The organism is Desulfovibrio sp. TomC (assembly GCF_000801335.2).
GTDB lineage: Bacteria > Desulfobacterota > Desulfovibrionia > Desulfovibrionales > Desulfovibrionaceae > Solidesulfovibrio.
Map to the genome: position 1 here is coordinate 164,811 of NZ_JSEH01000003.1, position 24,323 is coordinate 189,133.

Genomic DNA, 24,323 nt, shown 5'->3' on the forward strand with positions numbered 1-24,323 from the left:
ACGCTTCGTGCTCTTGGAAACTGCGGGCCTCATTTTTGACCGACATGGATTTCGATGACCTGACACGAGCATGGAGGCGGGCAGGATGGCGGTGCGCAAGGTCGATCATCAGCGGATGCTGGCAGATGCCCGCACCATTCGGGAAAACATCAGTCGCGCCCGGGGCTACCTGCGGCGCGACGATTTGTATCGGTGCATCGAGGCGGCCAACGATGCCCTGGTGCTCAAGGGCACCAGTTCGGCCCTGGGCATGGGCCGGTCCGAAGTCGATCTGCTGTTTGTGGAGATGTGCGACGAGTTCAGCCGCTACCCCCGTGTTGTGGCCTTTCTGGAGAGCATCGGCGTCTCGGGAGGGCCTTTTTTACGCTACAAGGCCGGCGATGAGACGCTGCTGATCAAAAAGCTCACGGCTTTTCGCATCAAGATGGAAGACGTCGAAGAGCACCAAAGCGCCCGGGAGGAAAAGCGGCGGGCGGCCCAGCGCGACGAGTGGCTGGCCCTTGGGCGCGAACATCTGGCCCAGAAGAGTTTCCCCAAGGGCAAGGTCTATCTGCGCCGGGTGGTGGAGAGCTACGGCGAGGAGCCGGGCATTGTGCGCGAAGTGGGCAGCCTCTTTTTCGAGGCCGGTTTGCTCCCGGAAGCAGCCGAGATGTTCATGCTGGCCATCAAGACCACGCCCTCGGACGAACAGGCCTGGCGCGGGGCCATCGAGGCCTGGGACGCCCTTGGCGAATTCAAGCAGGCCGAGGCGCTCTATCTCGACGCGGTGCGCACCTTTGGCGGCCATCCCATGACCTTTCTCAATATTGCCAAGTTCTACCTCAAATGGAACCGCAAGGACGACGCCTACGCCTACGCCCAGCGCGCCCTGGACTTGGACGGCAGCCTGACCGAGGCCCAGGAGATCCAGGACCGCATTGAAAGGCGGTAGCCGCCTTTTGGCAGGAAGGAGATGGGGACGGAAGTCGCAAGCGTGCCTCCGGCGGCCGGGGGGATGATCCCCCCGGCCCCCTGCAAAGGAAGACGTTTTTCAAGGGGTTCTTGGCGTTGGCTGGCAAACTGGGCGGCTACCGGCCTGGGCGCACCTTATTTCCCGATACAGAACCGGTCGAACACGGCGTTTAGGACGGCATCCGGGGTGGTCTCGCCGGTGATGTCGGCCAGGAGCGCGCTGGCCGTCTCCAGGCGAACGCCCATGATGTCGTAGGGCAGGCCCCTGGCGATGTCGGCCAGGAGTTCGGCCAGTTCGGCCCGGGCGGCGGTCAGGGCGGCGGCTTCGCGGTCGCTTGGGGCCGGGGTGTCGGGTTCGGGCGGGCCGGCGTCCCGGGTAAGGATGGCCCGCATGGCCGCGACCAGTCCGGTCAGGCCGAAACCGGTGCGCGAGGAGACTGCCACCTGGGCCAGCCCCCGGGCAGCCAGCAACGCGGCGGGAGCGGGTTCTGCCGGGGGCAGGTCGGCCTTGGTGATTACGGCCAGCACTTTGGCCGGGGTCAGCGCCGCGATGACGGCCTCGGCCTCGGCGTCCGGGACAAAGGGGGCGGAGCCGTCCACCAGATAAAGGCCAAGCTCGGCCCGGCTGGCCTTGGCCTTGCCGCGCTCCTTGCCGATTTTTTCAATGGCATCCTCGGTAGAACGCAGGCCGGCGGTGTCGGTCAGGCGTACGGGCAGGCCGTCGAGGTCGAGGGATTCTTCCAGGTAATCGCGGGTGGTGCCGGGCAGATCGGCCACAATGGCCCGGTCGGCGCCGAGCAGGGCGTTAAACAGACTGGATTTGCCGGCATTGACCCGGCCAAAAAGGGCCACGGTCGTCCCCTCGCGGTAGGGCCGGGCCCGGCGGCCGGCCTCAAGCAGGGCGTCGATGCGGGTCAGAACGGCGGCCACCCCCTCGGCAAAGGCGGCCTTGGGCAGACACTCCACTTCCTCTTCGGGAAAATCCACAGCCAGACAGATGCCGGCCATGAGATCGGCCAGGACCGCGCCGAGTTCCCGGGCGGCCTGGCCCATGGCCCCGGAGAGGCGGGTGAGCGCCAGCTCGGCCTGCGCCTCGCCCCGGGCGGCGATGAGTTCGGCCACGGCTTCGGCCTGGGACAGGTCCAGGCGACCGTTTACGTAGGCCCGCTTGGTGAATTCTCCGGGGCCGGCCGGCCGGGCTCCCAGGGCATAGACGGCTTCCAGGACAGACCGCAGCACGGCCGGGGAGCCGTGGCAGAAGAGTTCCACCGTGTCTTCGCCGGTATAGCTGCCGGGACCGGGCATGAAGGCGGCCATGCCTTCATCCAGAAGCTTGCCGGCCGGGGTTGAAAACGTGCCGTGGTGCAGGCGGTAGGGTTGTAGACCGGCGAAATCCGGCCGGCCGGACCGAAACAGACGCTCGCCGATTGGCCGGCTGGCCGGACCGCTTACGCGTACGATACCGACGCCGCCGCGGCCCGGCGGGGTGGCCACGGCGGCAATGGTGTCCGAGGCGGGCAGGCGCATGGCGGCAGCCTAGCTGCCTGCGGCGCAGGCCGGGTTTTGAAGCAGGGCGGCGATGGCCCGGCCCATGCGGCCGATGCCTTCGACGATGCGCTCGGGGTCGGCGTTGGAGAAGTTGAGCCGCATGGTGCGCTGGCCCGAGCCGTCCACGAAAAACGGCTCGCCCGGCACAAAGGCCACCTTTTCCTTGATGCACAGGTCAAACAGGGCAAAGGCCGAGCAGCCTTCCGGCAGGGTGACCCACAGGAACATGCCGCCCTCGGGTTCGGTGCAGGTAACGCCTTCCGGGAAATCGGCCTTGATGCGCTCGACCATGAGATTGCGCTGGCTGCCGTAGGCGGCCTTGATGGTGGCGATGTGGGCGTCGAGGTCGTTGTCGGCCAGGTAGCGCATGAGGATGCGCTGGACCAGCGTCGAGCAATGCAGATCAGAAGCCTGTTTGGCGGTCACGAGCTTGGGCAGGCTGTCGGGATCGGCCACCACCCAGCCCAGGCGCAGGCCTGGGGCGGCGATTTTGGAAAAGGTGCCGAGCATGTAGCGGTCCTGGGTCATGAAGGCCGAGACCGGCGGTTGGGGGTCGCCCAAAAACCGCAGTTCGCCGTAGGGGTCGTCCTCGACAAAGACGGCGTCGGACACGCGCATGGCTTCGGCCACGGCCCGGCGGGCGGCCAGGGAGTAGGTCAGACCGGACGGGTTCTGGAAGTTGGGCACGGCGTAAAACATTTTGGCGTTTTGCCGGGTCAGCACGTCCACCAGCCGCTCCACGTCCGGGCCTTCGGGGCCAAGCGGCACCCCGGCAAAGACCGGTTCGAACATGGAAAAGGCCTGGATCGCGCCGATGTAGCCGGGCAGTTCCACGGCCACCACGTCGCCCGGGTCGAGAAAGACCTTGCCCAGCAGGTCCAGGCTTTGCTGCGAACCGTTGGTGATAAGCACCGTGGCCGGATCGATGTCCATGCCGCGCTTGGCCTTGTAGCGGTCGGCAATCCACTGGCGCAGGCCCGGTTCGCCCTCGGATACGGAATACTGGAGCGCTGCCGCCCCGGATTCGGCCAATACGCTGGCTGCGGCCGCGGCTATGGGACCGGTGGGAAACAGGTCGGGCTTGGGCAGGCCGCCGGCAAAGGAAATGATGGACGGATCGGCGGTGACCTTGAGAATTTCCCGGATAAACGAACGGCGCACCTGGGACATGCGTTTGGCAAAAGCGGGCACGGCATAACCTCCTGGATGTGGAGGGCCGCGATCTGGCGACGTGACGGGCCGCCAGACGCGGCCGGTCACGCCATGCTACCCCGGACGGTTTCCGGTTGAAAGCATTTTGTCGGGCCGGGCGGGTGGAAAGAGGTTCGCCTCAGCCCGGAGGAATTGGCCCGCCAAGGGCATATTCCAGACGCACCAAGGCCTCCTGTTCGGCGAGCAGGGCCTGGTTGTGGCGCAGCCGCTCGCGCAAAAGCTCCAGGGAGGCCTCCAGGGCGGTCAGCTCGGAGAGCTGCATGGCTCCGGCATAGGTGGCGGCCCATTTGGCCGCCCGGGCCGCCGGGGGCAGCACGCCCGTTTCCAGGGCCTGCCCCGTGGCCCGGGCCAGCCCGGCGTCTTCCAGGGCGCGGACGGCCTCTTCCCGGGCCTGTCCCTGGGCCTGGGCCACCAGCCGGGCGGCCTGCCGGGCCTGATAGGCCGCCTTGGCCTTGTGGGCCTGGTTCTGGTCGAAAACGGGCAGGCGCACCGAGGCCCCGGGACCGACAGTGCGGTTGCTTTCGATGTCCAGATCGTAGCCGGCCCCGATCTCGAAGTCCTTGAGCCAACGGATGTTTTCCAGGGCCACGCCGCTGGCGGCGGCCTTTTCGGCGAACCGGGCGGCCTGGACGGTCAGATTGTTGGCCTCGGCGTAGGCTGCGGCCGTGGCCGTGTCGGGCAGCGGCAGGGCCTTGTCCGGAACCTCGCCGGCGATGGCGAAGTCCTGGCCGGCGGGCAGGCCCATGACCCGGGCCAGTCGGGCCTTGGCCACCTGCTCCCGGGCCGCAAGATCGGCTGTTTCCAGCTTGGCCCGGGCCACGGCCGCTTCCAGGGCGGCCACCTTGGCCTCGTCGGCCAGCCCGAAAGAGCGGTAGCGCTTGCCGGCCTCGGCCAGTTTTTTGGTCTGTCCGGCCACGTCCCCGGCCAGGGTTGCGCCGCGCCGGGCATAGGCCAGTTCCAGCCAGGCGAGGCGGGCTTCCCGGGCGGCGGCCATGGCCTCATGGCCGACCAGCAGGATGTCGCGCTCCAGTTCGGCCTGGGCCTTGGCCGTGCGGTCCTTGATTTCGGCCAGATCGGAAACCGAGGTCATGGCCGTGGCGGCCAGGCTGCCCAGTGGGCCGCCGGCAAAGAGCGGAAAACCGAACAGCACGGCCAGCGACGGATTTTGCGGCAGCCCGGCCTGGACCACCTCGGCCCGGGCGATGCCGATGTCCTCGAACCGGGCCTGGACGCCGGGATTATTGATCAGGGCCAGCCGCACGGCGTCGCGCAGGGTCACGCCCCGGGCGACGATGGCCGCGACCTCTTGTTGCACGAAGGCCACGTCTGCGGGGGTGCGCTGCCACAACGGCTGCTCGTGTTCCCGGGCGGCGACCAGGGCGGCCATTCTGGCAAAATCGGCTTGCGGCTCCACCTTGGCGCAGCCAACCACGGACAGCAGGCACAGAGCGGGAAGGAGGCGGCGCATATCAGTTCCCTCCGGACGGGTTGTGGCCGGCATGGGGCGAGGCGGGCATTGCCTGGCCCTGGCCGCCGGGTGGCGGGGAGGGCGGTTGTTTCCGGTCCGGGTCGGCCATGGCCGGAGCATCCTGGCCATGCCCGGCGTGGGGTGCGGCGGTCTGGGGCGCGTGTCCGTGCCCGGCCTGGGGACCCTGCGCCGGCGGGGTGTGGCCGCCATGGCCCGGTCCGGCCTCGGCCACTTCAAAAAGCATGGTCATGCCGCCCATGGGCATGACCCCCATGGGCACCGAGGCATGGGCGTTCACCACGTGATGGAGCTTGTGGCAGTGCATGTGCCAGTAGCCGGGGTGGGTGAAGGTGAATTCCACGTCGCGGATGGCTCCGGGCGAGACATTGACGGTGTTGCCGGGCCACTGGGCCGATTCGGGAATGGGACCGCCCTCGGTGCCGGTGACGCGCCAGGTGACGCCGTGCAGATGGATGGGGTGGGCGTGCATGTTGGACAGGTTGGCCAGCCGCAGGCGCACGGTCTGGCCGACGACGGCCGTCAGCACCTCGGTCGAGGGCGCGGACTTGCCATTCATGGTAAACCAGTTGGGGTCGGTGGAGGTGACGTCCACGTATTCGTTGCCGGGCAGGAAGAACCACTCCTGGAGCAGGATGGCGTAGTCGCGGTCCACCCGGCGCGTGCCGTCGGCGGGGTGGATGATGAAAAAGCCGCCCAGGCCCATGCCCACCTGCTTTTTTTCATTAAATGACGAATGGTACATGAACGTGCCGATCTGGTGCACGGTGAACTCGTAGGTGTAGCTCGCGCCGGGCGGAATGGGCGGTTGGGTGAGGCCGCCCACGCCGTCCTGATCGTTGGGCACTTCCAGGCCGTGCCAGTGGATGCTGGTCGGTTCGGGCAGCTCGTTTTTGACGATGACGCGCACCGTATCGCCCTGGACCACCTCGATGGTCGGGCCGGGCATGGAGCCGTTAAATCCCCAGAGCTTCACTTTCTTGGGGATATCCATGCCGTGCATGGCCCCTTTGGCCTTGTGCCAGCGGTCCCACAGGGACCCTGGCGGCGGCGGACCGTTAAGGAGGAGGGGTTCGACCGGCTGGGCGGTCAAGCGAAAGACCTTCACCTCGCCGTCGCGTTCATAGCCGAGGTTTGGCACATGGGGCGTCATGACCACGCCCTCGCCCTTGCCGGTCAGTCGCGGCGGCGGGGTGAGGGCGATGGCGGGATTCCGCCAGGGATAAATCTGGCCGCCATGCCCGCCGTGCCCGCCGGGCATGGACCCGGCCGGATTGCCGTGGCCGTCGTGGCCGGCATGGGGATCGGCTGCGCCCAGGACCGGGGCAGCGGCAAAAAGCGGGGCCAGGGCGGTGAGCGCCAGGAAACGGCGACGTCCGGATTGGCCGGCGGGATGCTCGGCCGGGTCGGTTTCGGGACGCCCGGAGCGTTGGTCCTGGCCGAGCCAGGGGAGAAAACGGTTGAAAAAGCCTGCCATCGTGTCTCCTTGCGGCCGGGGCAACGGCGGAGCATTGTTTCCCCCCATGGTAAGCAGCAATTCGGGGGAAAAGGCAAGGGGGAGGACGGAAGTAACAGGCGCGGGGGTTAGCGGCGAAGGGCCTCCCAGATTGCGGCCAGGGCCGTCCGTTGTGCCCCAGGCCCATAGGCCGCCGCCGTCTGCCGGCCGCTTTCGAGCACCGCTTCCAAGGCCGCGCCGCCCGCCAGCCACAGCCGCGACGCCTGCTCCAGGCACACGCTCGCCCCGAAAACGTCATTGTCGGCAGCGTAAAAACCATTGCCGCCCCAGGCAACGTCGCGCAGCGCAACCGACGGCCCATACGCGCCGTCCCCGGCCTGGCGCATGTAATCGAACCCGCCGAACCCGGCAAAGCCGGCCACGACGCAGCCGCAGGCCAGGGCTTCGAGCGGCGGCAGCGGGCAGCCCTCGGGAAAGCCGGTGGCCAGAAACACATGGCAGCTGCGAAGCGCCTCGGCCACGCCGTCCGGCGGCAGATTTTCGATGGGCAGCCAGTCGAGGACAAGGCCGGTGCGCCCAGACCGGGCCTCGGCCATGTGCCGGAGCATGGCGGCCAGCCCCTTGTTTTTGCGCGGCATATAGCCCACCCGCACCGGCCCAAGGTCCGGCTTGGCCGGGGGCGGGAAAAACCGGGCCGGGTCGATGGCCGGGCGCAGGACCGGCGGGCGCGTCCCGGTGGCCTGTTCGATGAATCGGGCCACCGGATCGGACACGGCCAGGAAGGACACGGGCAGCCGGTCCCAGCCCACGCCGTCCGGCAGGCCGTTAAAGAGATAGGCCCAATTCTGGCAGTAGACCACGCAGCGCGCCCCGGCGGCCAACCCCGGCGCCAGGGCATTGGGCCAGCCCTCGGGCACAAGGTAGACGTCGTTCGGGCCAAGGCCCGCTTCGGTCAGCGGCACAACCGGCAGCCCCGGCGGCAGGGCCAGCGGCGGGGCGGCCGGATCGCGAAGGACCAGCCGGACGTCGTGGCCAAGGGCGGCCAGACCGGCCGCCGCCTCGGCCAGCACAACCAGTCCGCCGGAAACCGAACGCAGCGGCGGCAGAAAAATACAGGTCCGTCCCAAAGAGGCCTCCCGGGCGATGCGCCCTGTTGCCGGAAACAGCCCAAAAGGCTACCACGACAACAACTGTACGAAGCCTCTCTGATGCCGCAAGGAGTCCCTATGCGCAACAACAAGGATGCCAGCCTCAATATGGCCCTCACCCCGGCCGACACGGCCGTGTCCACCCTGGGCCAAAGCGCCTGCGCCAGTCCCAAATGCTCCGACGCCTTCACCACCGACGAGGCCGGGGTGCTGGTCGGCATCTCCAGGGATACGCTGGCCACAAAGGACGTGGCTCCGGTCTTTTTTGAGGAGGCCGGCCCCCGCCAGCAGCTCTTTTTTTCGCCCCACAAGACCAAGATCGCCATCGTCACCTGCGGCGGCATCTGCCCCGGCATAAACGACGTCATCCGCTCCATCGTCATGGAGGCCCACCACCACTACGGCGTGGCCGCCACCCTTGGCATCCGCTACGGCCTGCGCGGCTTCATCCCGGCCTGCCGCCACGACGTGATGGAATTTTTCCCGGACAACGTGGCCGAGATTCAGCAATTTGGCGGCACCATCCTTGGGTCCTCGCGCGGCTCCCAGCCCGTGGACGAGATCGTGGACGCCATGGAGCGGCTCGGCATCGGCTTTTGCATCTTTATCGGCGGGGTCGGCACCATGCGGGCCGCCGAGGCCATCGGGGCCGAAATCGCCGGCCGGGACCTGCCCATCGGCGTGGTGTGCATCCCCAAAACCGTGGATAACGACATCCATTTCGTCTCGCGCACCTTCGGCTTTTCCACCGCCGCCGAGCAGGCCACCGAGGCCATCGCCTGCGCCCATGTCGAGGCGGTCGGCGCTCCCTACGGCATCGGTCTGGTCAAGCTCATGGGCCGCCAGTCCGGGTTTATCGCGGCCGAGGCCAGTATGGGTCTGAAACACGTCAATATGGTCCTCGTGCCTGAGGAGCCTTTTGCCCTGACCGGCCCGGGCGGCGTGATCGACGTCCTGGAGACGCGGCTTCGCACCCGCGGCCATGCCGTCATTGTGGCCGCCGAAGGGGCGGGGCAGCACCTGGTGGACGAGACCGGGCGCACCGATCCCTCGGGCAACCCCGTCCTGGGCGATTTTTGCGGTCTGCTCTCGGCCGAGATCAAACGGCATTTCAAGGAAAAAGCCCTGCCCATCACCATGAAGGCCATCGATCCGAGCTACATCATCCGCTCGGTGCCGGCCAACACCGCCGACGCCGTCTACTGCGGCTTCCTCGGCCGTCTGGCCGTCCACGCCGGCATGGCCGGCAAAACCGGGCTGATGATCGGCTCGGTCAACGACCGCTACGTCCATGTGCCGCTGCCGCTGGTCACCCGGGAGCGCAAGCACATCGACATCCATTCCGACTATTGGCAGGCCGTGCTCGATTCCACCGGCCAGCCGCGTTTTGCCCCCGATCAGGCTTGATGGGTGTTCCTGCGACGAAGCCTCCGGCGACCGGGGAGCGGGAGCAGGAAAGGCAGAAGAAGCCTCCGGCGGCCGGGGGCCTGAGGCCCCCGGACCCCCCAACGGGAAGAGGTTTTTGAAGGGGTTTTTGACGGGGGCCGGCAATCCGCTCGGCTGCGGACCGGGACGACTGCAGCAACCGCTTGACCGGGAACACTGTCGCTCGGACCCGGGAAGCGGGGGAGCGCGCAGTGCAGCACCGACGGCCAACCATGCCGTCCAACCCATAGCCCAAGGGGATGCCAGATGTTTAAACACCTCAAGACTGCCGCCGGAATATTGGGATGTCTAAGCGTCTGCACGCTCCTCCTGTGGGGGTGCAGCCAGAGCGAAGCTCCGGTCTCCTCAGCCAAGCCGGCCGGAGAGACGGGCGCGTCGACGCCGGCCTTTAAACCCGGCGTGCCGGAAAGCAAGCAACTGGCCGCCCTTGATCCTGTCGCCGAAGCGGCCCGGCTTCAAAAGATCATGGAGCGCAAACGGGCCAAGCCCAAGAAAAGTTTTGACAAGCCCAGGGAAGCGCAGATCTTTTTTGCCGAAAAACGCGCCCCGGTGGGTGAAACAGCCATTCCGGTCCAGCGCTATGTCACGGCCATGGAGGCCATGCGGGACATGCCGCTTTTCTCCACCCGCGACAACGCCCTGGTTCCGGCTGCGGATCGTCGGGCCTACGACGCCCGCGGCGGGGCGGCGCTTGGCAACTGGACCGGCGTCGGTCCCGGCAATGTCGGCGGGCGCATCCGGTCCATGGTGATCGACCCGGCCACGCCGGCCACCATGTATATCGGCGGCGTGGCCGGGGGCGTGTGGAAAACCACCAACGCCGGCACCACCTGGACGCCGCTGACTGACTTGCTTTCCAATCTGGCCGTGTGCTCCATGGCCATGGACCCCAAAAATTCTTCCATCATCTACGCCGGCACGGGTGAAGGCTATTACAACGTCGACGCTGTGCGCGGGGCTGGCATTTTTAAGACCACCAACGCCGGGACAAACTGGACCCAGCTGGCCTCCACAGCCAACGAGGATTTTTATTACGTCAACAAGGTTGTGGTCAGCCCCAACGACTCTACACGGCTTTATGCCGCCACCCGCAAAGGCGTTGCCGTCTCCACCGATACCGGCGCGAGTTGGACGCTCAAGCTGGATGCCGCAAACGTCAGCGGCTGCACCGATCTGGTCGTTCGCACCGACGTCACAAGCGCCGATACACTCGTCGCCTCGTGCGGCACCTACCTGACCGCACCCACCCAGGCCGCCATCCACCGCTCCACCGACAACGGCCAGACCTGGACCTCGGTGCATACTCAGACGAACATGGATCGCACCTCCCTGGCCATTGCCAAAAGCGACCAGAGCATCCTGTACGCCCTGGTCTCGTCCAACGCTCCCGGCAACTGGAACAACGGCTTGCTGACCGTGCTCAAGTCCGTCAACGGCGGAGCGAGCTGGGTGGCCGTGTATACCAATCTCGGCGCAAAAGTCCTCGAAAACATGCTGCTGACCAACGTCTGCTCAGCCTTCTGCGCCCAGTGCGAAGCGTCGGACACCTATGCCAACCAGGGCTGGTACGACAATGTCATCGCCGTGGACCCGATCAATCCCAACATCGTCTGGACCGGCGGCATCGACCTTTTCCGCTCCGACAACGGCGGCGTCTCCTGGGGGCTGGCTTCGGTCTGGTGGGCCAATACCAGCCTTGCCGCCTACAACCACGCCGACCATCACGTGCTGGTCTTTCATCCGAACTACAACGGCGACACCAACAAGACGCTCTACAACGGCAACGACGGCGGCCTGTTCCGTACGGACAACGCCCGGGCCGACACCACCACCCAGACCTGTTCGGACACGGCGTCCAAAGTGCCCTGGGTCAGTCTCAACAACGGCCTGGGCATCACCCAGTACTATTATGGCGCGGTCTACCCCGGCGGCGGGACCTTTTTCGGAGGAGCCCAGGACAACGGCACCACCCGCGGGAGCATTGCTGGCGGGGCCAACGCCTGGGCCACGCTTCTTGGCGGCGACGGCGGCGGCGTGGCTGTCAATCCGCAAAACACCAACACCCTTTACGGCGAATATACCAATCTGAGCCTCCAGCGCTCCATCAACGGCGGCACGGCCTTTGCCCAGGCCACCACCGGCATCACCGAAGCCTCGGCCAACTTCGCCTTTATCGCGCCGTTTACCATGGACCCCAACAACCCGGCCAATCTGTGGATCGGCGGCAAGACGCTCTGGCGCACCACCAATGGCGCGGACGCCTGGACCCAGGCATCCACCGCCCTTGCCGGCAACGGTACGGTCAGCGCCATTGCCGTGGCTCCGGGCAATTCCAACCTCGTCGCCGTGGGCACCAATAACGGCTCGGTCTTTGTGTCCACCACGGCCCTGTCCGCCACTGCCGCCACCGTCTGGAGTTCCACCTCGCCGGTAGCCGGCCAAATCGCTTCCCTGGCCTTTGATCCCGGCAACTCCAGCATCCTCTACGCCACCTGTTCCAACTTCGGGCAGCCGCATGTGCTTAAATCGAGCAACCGGGGCGCGACCTGGACCACGATTACCGGCACGGGATCGACGGCCCTGCCCGACATCCCAACCTTTGCCCTCGTCGTCGACCCCAATTTCCGAAATCGCCTCTACGTCGGCACCGACCTCGGCGTCTTTGCCAGCCTGGACGGCGGCGCCTCTTGGGCCGTGGAAAATTCCGGCTTTGCCAATGTCATCACCGAATCCCTGAGAGTTGAACCCGTGTCCAAACGGTTGTACGCCTTCACCCACGGCCGGGGCGTCTGGTACGTTCCCCTGCCGGCCAAGGCCGCCTCCGGGCCGGCGGCCGATCTGCTGCTGCTCAAGCAGTAACGTCGGGACGTCCCGTTTCGTTGCTGCCAAGGCGAAAAAGGCGGCCGGAAGGATCACCTTCCGGCCGTCCGATGTTTGCAATACGCAAAGGAGTATTCATGTCCCGCACCCTGTCCGATGTCCTGGCCGCCATCGCGCCCGTTGATCCGGCCCTTTTTCCCGTGGCCAAGGCCCATCTCGACAACCTCACCAAGCCGCGCGGCAGCCTTGGGCGTCTGGAAGAAATGGCCGAGCGCCTGTTTGCCATCCGCGGCGGCCAGACTCCGGTGGTCGATCCGGCCCGCATCTATGTCTGCGCCGGCGACCACGGCGTGGCCGAAGAGGGTGTCAGCCTGTTTCCCCAGGAAGTCACCCGGCAGATGGTGGCCAACTTTCTGGCCGGCGGGGCCGGCATCAATGTCCTGGCCGCCACTGCCGGCGTGGATCTCCGGGTGGTGGACGCCGGCTGCCTGGGCGATCCTTTTGCGGCCCATCCCCGCTTTGCCGGAACGCGCGTGGCCTCGGGCACGGCCAATTTCGTCACCGGTCCGGCCATGAGCCTTGCTGTGTGCACCGAGGCCCTGCTCCTTGGCGTCTCTCTGGCTGATGCGGCTGCGGCCGAAGGCATCAAGGCCCTTGGCACCGGCGACATGGGCATTGCCAACACCACGCCCTCCACCGCGCTTTTTTGCGCCTATCTGGGGCTGGCCCCGCAAGCCATCACCGGTCCCGGCACCGGCCTTGATGCCCATGGCGTGCGCCGCAAGGCTGAAATCGTCGGCAAAGGCCTGGCCCGCCACAGCGACGTGGTGGCCGCAGGCGACCCGGTGGCCATCCTGGCCGCCCTGGGAGGCCTTGAAATCGCCTGTCTGGCCGGGCTGGTCCTGGGCGCTGCCGCCAACCGCCTGCCCATTGCCGTGGACGGATTTATTTCCACCGCCGCCTACACAGCCGCCCGGGCCATCTGCCCGAACGTGGCCGACTACGCCTTTTTAAGCCACGCCTCGGCCGAACCCGGCTATGCCGCCATCATGAGCGCCATGGGCCAAAAGCCGCTGCTCGACCTGGGCCTTCGCCTGGGCGAGGGAACCGGCGCTGCCCTGGCCCTGTTCCTGATGCGGGCCAGCGCCAATATGTACAACGATATGGCTACGTTCGCCGCCGCCGGCGTCAGCGATGGCGTCGTGTAGGTGAAAAAGAAGAGAAGGCAGAAGAGGCCTCCGGCGGCCGGGGATGCGAGGAGAGGGGGGAGTGCCTCCGGCGGCCGGGGGCCTGAGGCCCCCGGACCCCCCAATGGGTTAAGGGAGGGGCGTTACCGCGACGGTGAGCGGGAGCGGGAAAAATCGTGTTTGACGGGAACCACCGTTGCTGCGGTGGTCGGGGGCAGCTTTCCCGGACCCCTTTCAGGGGGAAATCCAGAGACGAGTGGATGGCTCAAGAAACGGATCGGGACCTTGCCGCGGCAAGGTCCCGATCCGTTTCTTTTTGCTTTCGGGCGTCGCGTTGCAACGCTGCCGGCCTTATTCCTCCAGCACGTAGGCCCCCCGGTAAAACGCCTCCCGCTCCATGTCGGCGGCAAAGCGCACCCGGCTGGCCGGGACCAGACAGTCTTCGGCGGCAATGGGCCGGCCCAGGCCGCTTCGATCTACCGGTCGGGGCGTCTCATGGTCCGGGGCCGTGCGCGGGATAACGCGCCAGCAGGGGCTGTGCTGGTAGACGGGCAGGCAGTGGGCGGTGTTGGCCGTGGCAATGTAGCGCGGCGACCAGGTGTGGGCCTGGGCGTCCGGGTTTAAGAAATGGAGTTCCGGCAGGTCGCTGACCAGCCGGGCCGTAAAAAGGGGCGGGGCCGGCTTTTGGAGCAAAAGCGGCGGGGCCGTCGGATCAGCCAGGGCCTCGGGGCCAAGCCAGGCCAGGAAGGCCTCGGGGTCGGCTCCGGCCGGGGTCTGGACGAACCAGGGACCGACCACGTGGGTCGTCACGGCGGTCTGGCGGTAGCGCGCCCCGGCCAGGATCTTTTCGGCCAGGGCCAGATCGGCGGCCGTGTCGATATCCACGGTTTCGGGCAGGGTCACGTCCAGCCGGTATTCCCGCTCGCCCAGGCGGTAGCCCAGGCGCATGGCATGGGTTTGCGGGGTTTCGCGCCGCCACAGCATGTAGCTGGTGGAGGAAAAACGCAGCAGATTGGGAAACCCGGCAAAGACCGGGGCAACACCGCCGGCAACGGGAAAGAAATAGTCGCGGTCCCAGTGCTGTTCCGGGCGCACGGCCTGGACGCGCAGGGCATAGCCGGTATGGATGGCGGCGGCGGCCTCGTGCAGGCGTTCGGTGCGGCGAAAGGGGAAGGTCGGCATGAAAAGCCCGGCCCAGTGAAGCCCGGGGCGGTTTTCCACATAATGATCCGCCACCTGGGCCAGGGGCGCATCGTCGCCGGCCAGGGCGTCCGGGCGCATAAGGATGCGGACGTCCCCGGCCGGATAGCGTTGGCGAACGAGGTCGGCCAATTCGCGGCTTTCGGTCGAGACGGTCACATCGGCAAAGACGCCGCTGGCCAGGAGCACGTCCAGGGTGCGGCAGACCAGCGGCACGCCGCCGAGGTCCACGGCGTTCTTGCCGGGCAGGCGTTTGGACCCCATCCGGGCCGGCACCAGGGCTCCGATGCGCATACGGTTCACTGCTCCTTGGCCGGAAAGAAATGGGAACGATGGCGGTCCAGACTCCGCTGCACCTCGGCCATGTACTGGTCGTAGAGGACCACGGCCCGGTTGCTGCCGTGGCGACGGTAGCCGCCGATCAGGCGGTCGATGGTCACGAGACGTTCCCGTTGGAAAAACCGCAGCCACAAATCAAAGTCGCCGGCCAGCGGAAACTGCGGGGCAAAGCCGGCCCCGGCGGCCTGCCACAGCGTGCGGGCGAAAAAGGTGCTTTCCTGCTGGATAAAGGCCCGGAAATCGCCGTTGTAAAAGATTGCCGGGGTCCAGGCCGGCAGGTCCGGGCGCACCCAGGTCACCTGCCCGGCGGCGTCAAAGGCCGTGGGGCGGCCGGTGATCCAGCGGGCGGACGGATCGGACAGGAAGGCGTCGGCCACCTTCAAAAGGGCCTGGGGATGGAGCAGGTCGTCGGCATTGAGCCAGCCGCAAAGGGGCGCGTCGCTCCCGGCCAGGCCTTCGGCCACGGCCGGGTAGTGGCCGGCATCGGGCCGGCTTCGCCAGGAGGCCAGATGGGGGCCAAGCCGGCGGATGATGCCGGCCGAACCGTCGGTGCTGCCGCCGTCCAGGACGACATAGGACAGGGCGGGATAGTTCTGGGAGAGCACGCTGTCCAGGGCGGCGGCCAGAAAGGGGGCTTGGTTGAGCGACGGCGTGACCAGGCGGATGGCCGGCAGCGGCGTGCGCTTGAGGATTTCCGGCAGGCCCAGGGCCGAGACGGCGTCGCGGGCCAGAAGGACAGCCGGGGCGTGGCCTGGGACGGCCTCGGCCTCCGGGGCCAGTTCCTCGGCCGTGAAAAAGAGATTCCAGGAAAAGGCCCGGCCGAAATTGGCAAAGGGGACGCCGGTCACCGGCAGCCAGTTGCGCTCGTAGGCGGCCCGGGACAGATGGTGCCAGTCCGGGTCGGCTGTTGCGGCGGCAAAGGACGTCAGTTCGCCCTGCCGGCCGAGCCGGGCCAGCAGATAGGGCAGGAAGCTGCTCGTCCAGGGACCGTCCGGCTTGTCCACCACATCGAAGAGGTGCAGGTGGAACCCGCCTGGCCGGGCCAGCCGGGCCAGATCAGCAGCCAGGGCGCGCCAGACGTCGGGATCTTCAGGCACATGCTCCAGGGCCGAGACCGAGACGACGGCGTCAAAGGCGGCGTCCGGCAGGTCGCCGGACAAGTCCCCCAGGGCGGCGCGCACCAGCCGGCCGGGATGGTCGGCCGGCAGTCCGGTCGGGCCGTTGCCGGCCCCGGCCAGGGGGTCGAGATTGGTGTAGGCGAAACGCCCGGCCAGCACCCGCCCAAGCGGCGAGACGCCGCCGCCGATTTCCAGCACCCTGGCCCCGGCCGGGAGGGCTGCCGACAGGACCTGCCAGGCCAGCAAATGCTGGTAGTATTTGAGATCGGCCAGCCCGGCGTCGCGAAAGGCCAATTCCGGCGGCGGGGTGAAGGCGGCGAAATGGCTTTTTTGAGAGATGCGCCAGGGCAGAAAGTCGCGGCCCGTGGCCAGGGGCAGGGGCGGGTGGCCGGTTGCCGCCAGATGGCGTTCCCGCCGGGCCGTGTGCACCGCCTCGGGCAGGGCGCTGGCGAAGAACCGGCTGGCCGGCCCGTCGAGGGCCAAGGCCGGCTGGCGGCAAAGGCTCACCGGGTCGCGCAACAGGCGTTCGTAGGCCTCAACGTAATAGGCCACCCGGGTCCTGGCGGAAAAATGGCTGGTCAGCCAGTCGCGCCCGGCCAGTCCTACGGCGGTTGCAGCTTCGGGATCGGCCAACAGCGCCCGGATGGCCGGGCCGGCCTCTTCCAGCCGGACATTGACAAAGGGGCAGCGCGGGGTGCCGGCAAAGGCGGCCAAGAGTTCCAGGCAGCGGCCGTCGAGAAAGGCCAGCACCGGCTTGGCCATGGCCAGCCCTTCCAGGCCGGTTAGGTGGTAGCTGCCGCTGGCCAGATCGTCGAGGACGATCCTGGCCCGGCGTTTGCGGGCCAGGGCCTTTGCCAGGGGCAGGCCGGAGACGATGTCGCTGGCGATGCCGTGGTCGCGCCCAAGCTGCCCCAGCAGGGCGGCCGTTTCCGGCGCGGCCTTGGTGTTCCAGCGGTCCTCGAAGGCCCCGACCGTCTTGGTGTGGCTGAAAAACACGTCGACGTCAGGCGGGCCGTCGGCCGGCTGGTAGCCGGGTTCGTCCTCGGGCACGAAATTGGGCACAACCCAGGCCCGGGGATAGAGACGTTCGGGATACTGGGCAATGACCAGGGCCGGCAGGGGATCGGCCAGCAACTCGGCCACGGGGATGCCCATGGTTCCGGCCACCAGGGCCGGGGTGCTGTGAAACTGGCGCACCACCGCCGTGCCCCGCCGGGCCAGGGCGGCGAAATCAAGGGGCGCAAAGGCCGTGGAGCCCAGGCCCAGGTAATTGTGCAGATGGATGATGTCAGCCCGCTCGGCCAGGGCCACGGCCGCCTCCGGCGTCTCGTCAAAGACCACGTCCTGGCCAAAGAGCCCGAAGCGGGTGGTGTCCACGAGGCGGGCCTCGATGCCGGCGTGGCGGGCCAGGGCGGCCGTCAGGCGAAGCGGCATCCCGGCCAGCGGGGTGGTGGAAAAATGGACCACGCAAAGGGGCCGGCTCATGAGGCGGCCTCCAGCGGCGGCAGGGGCAGGCCCCGGGCCAGGAGTTCGGCCCGCAGCCGGCCGGAGGGATCCGCCAGGGCGAGGCGTCGGGAAAAGCGGGCCAGCTGTCCCTGGCCGGCTGCGGCCATGGCGGCGTCCATGGCTTCCTCCAGGCCGGGTTCGCGGCGAAAGGCGTGCAGGTTGGCCTGGGCCAACTCCAGGCCCAAGGCCCAGTCGTTGCGGCGATGGAGCGACAGGTTGGACAAAAGCCCCACCCGCTCGGCCTGCCCCCCGGCATGGCGGCTCAGGATCCCGGCCAGCCGGCGGTCGACTTCCAGGGAGTCCGGACGCAGCTGCTTGGCCGTCACCAGGCATTCGGCCGCGTTTTCGGGCAGGTGGCGGTCCGGGTTAAAGAGCAGGCCCGGCGCGCTGTCATAGCCGCGCGCTTCGAGGGCGGCGGCGAAAAAAAGCAGGTAGTCAAAGGCGTCGTGCAACCGGGCCGCCTGGGTCCGGCCGGTGGCCCGCACATAGGCGGCGTACGTCCGTCTGGCCCCTTCCGGATCGTCCATGCGCCAGCAGGCCGCGCAGGTCAGGGCCGCAGCCTGGACGTTGGCGGCCAGGTCGGGCCGGGCCAGGCATATGCCGGCCAGCTGGGCCACCAGCGTTCGCTCGTCCATGTCGACGGCCACGTGGAGCATGGCCGCGATCACGTCCGGCGTGGGCGGGGCGGCGCTGAGCCGGTCCCAGACCACGGACTGGGGCAGGGGCAGCTGTTCGCTGCGAGACAGGCGGAAAAAGGTCAGGGCCGTGGCTTCGGCCGCAGCCGGCCCTGTGGCCGGGCTGCCCGGCCTGTGTACGGCCTCGGCGGCCAGGGCGAGCAGGGCGGCCGCCCGGTGCTCGACCAGATGGCGCTCCCCCACGGCGGCATGGGCGGCCCGGGCCATCTTCTCGATCAGCCCGGGATGGGCCGCGGCAAAGCGGAGCTGTTCGTCGAGTTCCAGGACGTCGTCGTAATACAGGGCCTCGCGGCCCGGCACGAACAGTTCGGCCACGGCCTCGGGGGTGCGTTCGGAGATGGGCAGGCAGCCGCTGGACGCGGCCTCGAACAGGCGCTGGTTGACCTCGCCGGCCAGACACTCGTTGGGGGCGACCCGGGCAGCGTCGTAGTGAGCGGCCATGGCCTCGCCGTGGGCGTTTTGGCAGGGGACGAGCCCGGCCGCAGCGAGGTGGTCGGCGAACCACTGGCGGCGGCGGCGAAGCGGGGTGATGCGGCCGACAAAGGCCATGGCCCGGGTGCGTGCGGCAAAGGGCACAAAGGGGCGGCTGGTCCCGTGCCAGGTGATCCAGTCGGTCCGGGCCGCGCCAGCCGCGGCAAAGGCATCGAGCAGATGGGGCTGGGTGCTGGCCACGGCGGAAAACTGGCGGGCGTAATGGCGCTGCCAGAACAAATTTTGATGGGGGTCGCGGGCCCAGAAGATGGTGGGGCAGGGGGCGGCTTCAATATCGGTCAGGATGAAGCGTTTGCCGAGATGTTCCTGGTGGATGACGCAGTCGGGCGGTTCGGGCAGGTTGGCCAGCAGGCTTGGCAGGCTGGCCGTGCCCATGGGCGGATCAATGACCACGGCGGAAACCCCGAGGCGGTTGAAGACCCCGGCCAGGGAGGAATGGATGAGGCAGACAGTGCGTATCTGGGCGGCCATGGGCAGGCTGGGGAAGCGTTACCCCGCGCCCGGGCGGGCACAGCCGGCGCAAACCGGCCGGGCGTTCCGGGGAGCGCCGGGCCGGTTAGCGCCGGCTGCCGACGTTAGACCAGGACCACGGAATTTTCGCAGTCGCCAAACGGGCTGAAGGCGTACTTGTCCGCCTCGGGGTCGCTGATCCAGATTTCCCCATCGATCAGGTAGCGGAACTGGTATTCGCGCCCGGTGTCCAGGTCAAGGGTGGCGGTGAAGGAACCGTCTTTTTGTCGACGCATGGCGGCGGCATGGATGTCCCAGTCGTTGAATTCTCCGACCAGATGCACGGTGCCAGCCCCTTTGGCCTGTTCCTTGGCCAGGGTGAACGTGACCTTGCAAACGGGCTTGCTTTTGAGCGGTTTTTTCTTCAGCGACATATCCTCTCCTTGCGATGACGGCCGGTCGCTGTGCGGGAAACCGGCGGACGCACAGCATCTTTTGGAAGCATCTTCGGAAAATATCCCCTCTCTGTGACGTTGTAAAATCTTTTTTGGGGAATTTGTGGTCCCTTCCGACCTACAGCACCGCTTCCTTTTTCAGCGTTTCCACCATGGCCGCCAGATTGAGGGGTTTGGTGAAATAGCAGGTGACGTTGCCCCTGAAAAACGAGGTGGCCACGTTTTTGACGTCGTCGTGGCAGGTGATCATGACCGCCTTGGCCTCGCGGCCCGGGGGCAGGCCCCGCTCTTTTTCCAGGGCCCGGATGGCGGTCAGCGCGGTGTGTCCATCCATGATCGGCATTTGGATATCCATAAAAACCACGGAGAACGGCTCGCCGGCATCAAGCGCCCGGGTATAGAGGTCGAGGCCTTCGCTGCCGTTTTCAGCGCAGAGGCAGGGACCGAACCTGGACAAGGTGGCTTCCAGGGTCAAACGGGAAAGAGGATCGTCGTCCACAATGAGAATTTTCATGCAGGTCCCCTTTGGGTGCGCCCGGTCAAAGGGACGCGTCAGCTTCCGTGGTGCCAAAAAAGGCTCATCGATGCAAGGCTGCCGCAAATCGAATCAGCCTCTGGGCAGGCCGCAAGACTGGATTTTTTTGGCGCGCGAAACTAGGATGAAAAACGGGCCGGCCATTTCCTGGCCGGCCCGGCCCTGGCCAACGTGCAAACGGACGTGATGTATGCGAGCTTTGCTGTTTAAATTGGCGGTTGCTCCGCTGACTTTTTTTTTCAGCAGTCTGTGCTGGTTGTTTGCCCATGTGGGCAAAAACGGCCTGCTCTCCCACTGGTCTGAATGCCAGTGGGCCAAGTGCCTGCTATGGACGGCCGGGGTGCGCATCGAGGCCGATCTGTCGGCCCTGGACCCTGCGGCCACGTACATTTTCATGGCCAACCACCAGAGCCATATGGACATCCCGATTCTTTTCGCCGCGCTGCCGGGATACAATTTCCGCTTTCTGGCCAAGGAGAGCCTGTTCGCCATTCCGGTGTTCGGCCCGGCCATGCGCCGCATGGGCCACGTGGCCATCGACCGGGGCAACCGGCGAAAGGCCATGGAGTCCATCCAGGAAGCCGTGCATCTGGTCGACAGCGGCGTGGGCCTGCTCGTTTTCCCGGAAGGCACGCGGTCCATGGATTATTCCCGGCTCCAGGAATTCAAGACCGGCGGCATGATCGTGGCCCTGAAGTGCCGGGCCATGGTGGCCCCGATTATCGTATCCGGCTCCGGGAACATTCTGGCCAAGCATGGCCGGAAGCTGACGCCCGGCGTGGTGCGGGTCCGGGCCTTGCCGCCTTTTGACGCTGCCGCCGCCTATTCGCTCAAACAGCGCGATACTTTTAAAAACGACCTTTGGGACCGCATGGACGCGGCCTACCAGGAGATGCGCTCATGAATTCGTCCCCCGCCGTGACCCTCTACCCCTTGGGCGGCCTCGGCGAAATCGGGCTGAACTGCATGGCCCTTGTTTCCGGCGATTCGATGATCGTCGTGGACTGCGGCCTGATGTTTCCCGACGACTCCCTGTTCGGCATCGACGTGGTCATCCCGCGTTTCGATTTCATTTTACAAAACCGCGATAAATTAAAGGGCATTGTCCTCACCCACGGCCATGAAGACCACATTGGCGCGCTGCCCTGGCTCATGCGGTCCTGCGACGCGCCCCTGTACGGCTCGAAATTCACCCTGGCCCTGGCCGGCAAGAAGCTCGAAGAGCACAGTCTGCGGGAATTCACCCGGTTTGAGCCGGTGGCTGCCGGCGACGTGGTCACTCTGGGCGATTTTCGCGTCACCTTTTTCCCGGTCTGCCATTCCATTGTCCATGGCTTTGGCCTGGGCATCGAAACCCCGGCCGGGCGCATCGTCCACACCGGCGATTTCAAGATCGACCGCAATCCGCTCGACGGCCACGCCACCGATCTGGAGGCCATCAAGCGCTTTGCCAAGCCGGGCGTGACCCTGCTTCTCTCCGACTCCACCAATGCCGAACGCGAGGGGTTTGCCCTCACGGAACGCGAGATCAAGGCCGCCCTGGGCGACATCTTCACCGATGCCGCCGGCCGCATTGTGGTGACGCTTTTTTCCAGCCACATCCAGCGGATGCAGGAAGTCTTCGATCTGGCCCACGCCACCGGCCGCAAGGTGGCTGTGTCGGGCAAGAGCCTTTTCACCAACATCGAGATCGCCCGGGAACTGGGCCATCTGCGCATTCCGCCCGGGACCGAGGCCAGCCTGGACGAGCTGCCGGGCCTGCCCGACCATCAGGTGGTGCTGCTGGTCACCGGCTCCCAGGGGGAACCGCTCTCGGCCCTGTCGCGTCTGGCCTACGGCGAACACCGGCAGGTGAAAATCCAGCGGGGCGATACGGTCCTTTTGTCTTCGCGCTTTATCCCCGGCAACATCCGGGCCATCACGAGGCTTATAAACCGCCTCTACAAGCTCGGGGCCGAGGTCCTCTACGAGCGTGTCCAGGCCATCCACGCCTCGGGACACGCCCATGCCGAGGAACTGCGGCTCATGCTGCGCACGGTTTCGCCCAAGTTTTTCATCCCCATCCACGGCGAGTATCGCCATCTGGTCAAGCACGCCCGCATTGCGGTGTCCTGCGGCGTGGCCCCGGAACGGGCCCTGGTGATCGAGGACGGCCAGCCCGTGACCTTTGGCGGGGGGCTTATCCGCATGGAAGACGCCATCCCGGTCGAGCATATCTACGTTGACGGCAAAGGGGTCGGCGACGTCGGGGCCACCGTGCTCAAGGAACGCCAGCTGCTGGCCGGCGAGGGCTTGGTCATCGTGGTCATGGTGGTGGACGAGAAATCCGGCGAACTGACCTTTGGTCCGAACATCCTCTCCAAGGGCTTTGTTTTCGAGCAGCACTACAGCCACGTGCTGGAAGACGCCAAATGCATCGTGCTCGACATCTACGAAAACGTGCCCCCGGGCCAGTCCGATCTGCTCAAGGAGCGCATTCGCTCCGCCTTGCGGCGGTTTTTTCGCAAGATCCTCGAACGCGACCCGGTGGTGGTGCCGCTGGTCATCACCCTGTAAGGGAGAACGCGCAATGAAGGTCCTTCGGGTGCGCCACGGCGACGCCGCATTTTACGCCCAGCTTGTGGTCGAAAACAGTACCGTTGTCTGTCTCGACCGCGCCTTGGGCCTGCCCGATCCCATCCCGCTGGCCGAGGTGGCCGTGCTGCCGCCGGTGACGCCGTCGAAGATCATCTGCGCCGCCGGCAACTTCCGCAGCCGCCTGCGCGAGATGGGACGGGAGGCTGCCGATGCGCCCATGCTGTTTTTAAAGCCGCCCTCGGCCGTCATCGGTTCCGGGCAGGCCATCGTGCTGCCCCAGGCCTCGGCCCGGGTGGATGCCGAGGGCGAACTGGCCCTGGTCATCGGCCGGGCCTGTCGCAACCTGGCCGCAGCCGACGTGGCCAAATACCTGTTCGGCTATGCCTGTGCGGGCGACGTGACCGCCGTGGACCTGCGCGCCCTCGACGAAACCCTGGGGCGGGCCAAGGGCTTTGACACCTTTGCCCCCATCGGCCCGTGGATCGAAACCGAGGTGGACAACCCGACGGCGCTGGGCCTGCGGATGTTTGTCAACGGACAGCTCGTCCAGGAAGGAAACACCAGCGACATGGTGGTTTCGCCCTTTGCCCTGGTCAGCTTTGTCTCCTCGATCATGACGCTGCTGCCGGGCGACGTGATCCTCTCCGGTTCGCCGGCCGGTCCGAGCCCCATCACCCCGGGCGACGAGGTGCGCGTGGAGATCGACGGCGTGGGCGTGCTCATCAATCCTGTCCGGGCCGAACCCGAAGCCACGCCCCTGCAATAAGCGCCGAATGGACGCTTGCTTTTTTTAAAAAAGCGGCCTACAAGCCGCTGTTCATCAAACACGCACGCCCTGCCTGTTGATCCTGGGTGCCGGACGGTCCGGTTGCTCTGGCGGGGTGGAGGGAAAACCCAAGGAGTTCCCATGCCTTACGTTTCAATGAAACAGCTGTTGGAGACCGGCGTCCACTTCGGACACCAGACGCGCCGTTGGAACCCCAAGATGCGTCCGTTCATTTTCGGGGCCAGAAACGGCATCCATATCATCGATCTGCAGCAGACCGTCAAACTCTACCAGAAGGCCCACGACTTCATCTCCGACGTGGTGACCGGCGGCGGCCGCGTCATTTTCATCGGGACCAAGCGTCAGGCCCAGGAGTCCGTGCGCAAGGAAGCTGACCGCGTCGGCCAGTACTCCGTGACCAACCGGTGGATGGGCGGCATGCTCACCAACTTTCAGACCATCAAGAAGAGCATCGATCGCTTAAAGCTCCTGGAGCGCATGTTCGAAGACGGCACCATCAAGCGTTTCCCCAAAAAGGAAATCGTCATGATGGGCCGCGAAGTGACCAAGCTGACCGCCAACCTCGGCGGCATCAAGAACATGGATCGTCTGCCCCAGGCGGCCTTTATCATCGACCCCAAGCGCGAGGAAATCGCCGTCCAGGAATGCCGCAAGCTCGGCATCCCCATCGTGGCCGTGGTTGACACCAACTGCGATCCCGACGTCATCGACTACGTGATCCCCGGCAACGACGACGCCATCCGGGCCATCAAGCTGTTTGCCACCAGCATTGCCGAAGCCTGCCTCGAAGGCGCGGCCCAGAACAAGGACGTCGATATTGAAGCGGCCATGGACAAGGACGAAGCGCCCGAGTCCGTCGCCCCGGCGGCTCCTGAAGCCGCTCCCGAAACCGCTCCCGAAACCACCGTCGAGTAG

At 66.6% G+C, this 24,323-nt stretch carries 18 protein-coding genes; 8 read left to right on the forward strand and 10 right to left on the reverse strand.

Going from position 1 to position 24,323, the window contains the following annotated elements:
• The first annotated feature begins 85 nt into the window (after positions 1 to 85).
• Positions 86 to 931, forward strand: coding sequence for a tetratricopeptide repeat protein (locus NY78_RS03975; protein WP_043632010.1), 846 nt, complete (start codon positions 86 to 88; stop codon positions 929 to 931).
• Positions 932 to 1,086: 155 nt separating this feature from the next.
• Here NY78_RS03975 and mnmE read toward each other — a convergent pair whose 3' ends face one another.
• The 5 genes from mnmE to NY78_RS04000 all read right to left on the reverse strand — a co-directional run bounded on the left by mnmE (position 1,087) and on the right by NY78_RS04000 (position 7,780).
• A complete protein-coding gene (gene mnmE / locus NY78_RS03980; protein WP_043632012.1) occupies positions 1,087 to 2,478 on the reverse strand; it encodes a tRNA uridine-5-carboxymethylaminomethyl(34) synthesis GTPase MnmE in 1,392 nt (463 codons plus the stop codon).
• Positions 2,479 to 2,487: 9 nt separating this feature from the next.
• A complete protein-coding gene (locus NY78_RS03985) occupies positions 2,488 to 3,690 on the reverse strand; it encodes an aminotransferase-like domain-containing protein (protein ID WP_043632014.1) in 1,203 nt (400 codons plus the stop codon).
• A 139-nt stretch (positions 3,691 to 3,829) separates the two neighbouring features.
• On the reverse strand, positions 3,830 to 5,179 hold the full coding sequence (locus tag NY78_RS03990) for a TolC family protein (protein ID WP_047960020.1): 1,350 nt from the start codon (positions 5,177 to 5,179) through the stop codon (positions 3,830 to 3,832).
• A gap of 1 nt (position 5,180) precedes the next feature.
• Positions 5,181 to 6,674, reverse strand: coding sequence for a multicopper oxidase family protein (locus tag NY78_RS03995; RefSeq protein WP_043632015.1), 1,494 nt, complete (start codon positions 6,672 to 6,674; stop codon positions 5,181 to 5,183).
• Between the two features lie 107 nt (positions 6,675 to 6,781).
• Positions 6,782 to 7,780, reverse strand: a complete 999-nt coding sequence (locus tag NY78_RS04000) for a glycosyltransferase (RefSeq protein WP_043632018.1) — start codon at positions 7,778 to 7,780, stop codon at positions 6,782 to 6,784.
• Positions 7,781 to 7,879: 99 nt separating this feature from the next.
• Between NY78_RS04000 and NY78_RS04005 the strand changes: the two genes are divergently transcribed.
• The 3 genes from NY78_RS04005 to cobT all read left to right on the forward strand — a co-directional run bounded on the left by NY78_RS04005 (position 7,880) and on the right by cobT (position 13,275).
• On the forward strand, positions 7,880 to 9,208 hold the full coding sequence (locus tag NY78_RS04005; RefSeq protein WP_047960021.1) for an ATP-dependent 6-phosphofructokinase: 1,329 nt from the start codon (positions 7,880 to 7,882) through the stop codon (positions 9,206 to 9,208).
• Positions 9,209 to 9,493: 285 nt separating this feature from the next.
• A complete protein-coding gene (locus tag NY78_RS04010; RefSeq protein ID WP_047960022.1) occupies positions 9,494 to 12,106 on the forward strand; it encodes a WD40/YVTN/BNR-like repeat-containing protein in 2,613 nt (870 codons plus the stop codon).
• A 98-nt stretch (positions 12,107 to 12,204) separates the two neighbouring features.
• Positions 12,205 to 13,275, forward strand: a complete 1,071-nt coding sequence (gene cobT / locus NY78_RS04015) for a nicotinate-nucleotide--dimethylbenzimidazole phosphoribosyltransferase (protein ID WP_043632021.1) — start codon at positions 12,205 to 12,207, stop codon at positions 13,273 to 13,275.
• 330 nt (positions 13,276 to 13,605) lie between these two features.
• On the opposite strand, the gene NY78_RS04020 is transcribed toward cobT, so the two are convergent.
• The 5 genes from NY78_RS04020 to NY78_RS04040 form a co-directional block, all read right to left on the reverse strand.
• On the reverse strand, positions 13,606 to 14,748 hold the full coding sequence (locus tag NY78_RS04020; RefSeq protein WP_043632023.1) for a cytidylyltransferase domain-containing protein: 1,143 nt from the start codon (positions 14,746 to 14,748) through the stop codon (positions 13,606 to 13,608).
• A 5-nt stretch (positions 14,749 to 14,753) separates the two neighbouring features.
• A complete protein-coding gene (locus NY78_RS04025; protein ID WP_043632025.1) occupies positions 14,754 to 17,396 on the reverse strand; it encodes a glycosyltransferase in 2,643 nt (880 codons plus the stop codon).
• A complete protein-coding gene (locus NY78_RS04030) occupies positions 17,393 to 19,075 on the reverse strand; it encodes a glycosyltransferase (RefSeq protein ID WP_043632028.1) in 1,683 nt (560 codons plus the stop codon). Before NY78_RS04030 ends, NY78_RS04025 begins: the two co-directional genes overlap by 4 nt.
• Before the next feature lie 104 nt (positions 19,076 to 19,179).
• Positions 19,180 to 19,488 (reverse strand): isoamylase early set domain-containing protein, encoded by a 309-nt coding sequence (locus tag NY78_RS04035; RefSeq protein ID WP_043632031.1) that lies wholly within the window; start codon positions 19,486 to 19,488, stop codon positions 19,180 to 19,182.
• 139 nt (positions 19,489 to 19,627) lie between these two features.
• Complete coding sequence (locus NY78_RS04040; RefSeq protein WP_043632034.1) at positions 19,628 to 20,023, reverse strand: response regulator; 396 nt, start codon at positions 20,021 to 20,023, stop codon at positions 19,628 to 19,630.
• Positions 20,024 to 20,234: 211 nt separating this feature from the next.
• Between NY78_RS04040 and NY78_RS04045 the strand changes: the two genes are divergently transcribed.
• From NY78_RS04045 to rpsB, 4 genes are all read left to right on the forward strand, one after another.
• Positions 20,235 to 20,948, forward strand: coding sequence for a lysophospholipid acyltransferase family protein (locus NY78_RS04045; RefSeq protein WP_043632037.1), 714 nt, complete (start codon positions 20,235 to 20,237; stop codon positions 20,946 to 20,948).
• Positions 20,945 to 22,600 carry a ribonuclease J gene (locus NY78_RS04050; protein ID WP_043632040.1) on the forward strand — a complete coding sequence of 552 codons (1,656 nt, stop codon included), beginning with the start codon at positions 20,945 to 20,947 and terminating at the stop codon, positions 22,598 to 22,600. The genes NY78_RS04045 and NY78_RS04050 overlap by 4 nt, the downstream gene beginning before the upstream one ends.
• 13 nt (positions 22,601 to 22,613) lie before the next feature.
• On the forward strand, positions 22,614 to 23,387 hold the full coding sequence (locus tag NY78_RS04055; RefSeq protein WP_043632043.1) for a fumarylacetoacetate hydrolase family protein: 774 nt from the start codon (positions 22,614 to 22,616) through the stop codon (positions 23,385 to 23,387).
• A gap of 141 nt (positions 23,388 to 23,528) precedes the next feature.
• Positions 23,529 to 24,323: a 30S ribosomal protein S2 gene (gene rpsB / locus NY78_RS04060; protein WP_043632046.1), complete on the forward strand. Its 795-nt coding sequence runs from the start codon at positions 23,529 to 23,531 to the stop codon at positions 24,321 to 24,323.

What these genes read in the sequence shown, in the direction of transcription:
- NY78_RS03975 (WP_043632010.1), top strand. Translation starts at nt 86, where the DNA reads ATGGCGGTGCGCAAGGTCGATCATCAGCGGATGCTGGCAGATGCCCGC.
- mnmE (WP_043632012.1), bottom strand. Translation starts at nt 2,478, where the DNA reads ATGCGCCTGCCCGCCTCGGACACCATTGCCGCCGTGGCCACCCCGCCG.
- NY78_RS03990 (WP_047960020.1), bottom strand. Translation starts at nt 5,179, where the DNA reads ATGCGCCGCCTCCTTCCCGCTCTGTGCCTGCTGTCCGTGGTTGGCTGC.
- NY78_RS03995 (WP_043632015.1), bottom strand. Translation starts at nt 6,674, where the DNA reads ATGGCAGGCTTTTTCAACCGTTTTCTCCCCTGGCTCGGCCAGGACCAA.
- NY78_RS04005 (WP_047960021.1), top strand. Translation starts at nt 7,880, where the DNA reads ATGCGCAACAACAAGGATGCCAGCCTCAATATGGCCCTCACCCCGGCC.
- NY78_RS04010 (WP_047960022.1), top strand. Translation starts at nt 9,494, where the DNA reads ATGTTTAAACACCTCAAGACTGCCGCCGGAATATTGGGATGTCTAAGC.
- cobT (WP_043632021.1), top strand. Translation starts at nt 12,205, where the DNA reads ATGTCCCGCACCCTGTCCGATGTCCTGGCCGCCATCGCGCCCGTTGAT.
- NY78_RS04020 (WP_043632023.1), bottom strand. Translation starts at nt 14,748, where the DNA reads ATGCGCATCGGAGCCCTGGTGCCGGCCCGGATGGGGTCCAAACGCCTG.
- NY78_RS04025 (WP_043632025.1), bottom strand. Translation starts at nt 17,396, where the DNA reads ATGAGCCGGCCCCTTTGCGTGGTCCATTTTTCCACCACCCCGCTGGCC.
- NY78_RS04030 (WP_043632028.1), bottom strand. Translation starts at nt 19,075, where the DNA reads ATGGCCGCCCAGATACGCACTGTCTGCCTCATCCATTCCTCCCTGGCC.
- NY78_RS04035 (WP_043632031.1), bottom strand. Translation starts at nt 19,488, where the DNA reads ATGTCGCTGAAGAAAAAACCGCTCAAAAGCAAGCCCGTTTGCAAGGTC.
- NY78_RS04040 (WP_043632034.1), bottom strand. Translation starts at nt 20,023, where the DNA reads ATGAAAATTCTCATTGTGGACGACGATCCTCTTTCCCGTTTGACCCTG.
- NY78_RS04045 (WP_043632037.1), top strand. Translation starts at nt 20,235, where the DNA reads ATGCGAGCTTTGCTGTTTAAATTGGCGGTTGCTCCGCTGACTTTTTTT.
- NY78_RS04050 (WP_043632040.1), top strand. Translation starts at nt 20,945, where the DNA reads ATGAATTCGTCCCCCGCCGTGACCCTCTACCCCTTGGGCGGCCTCGGC.
- NY78_RS04055 (WP_043632043.1), top strand. Translation starts at nt 22,614, where the DNA reads ATGAAGGTCCTTCGGGTGCGCCACGGCGACGCCGCATTTTACGCCCAG.
- rpsB (WP_043632046.1), top strand. Translation starts at nt 23,529, where the DNA reads ATGCCTTACGTTTCAATGAAACAGCTGTTGGAGACCGGCGTCCACTTC.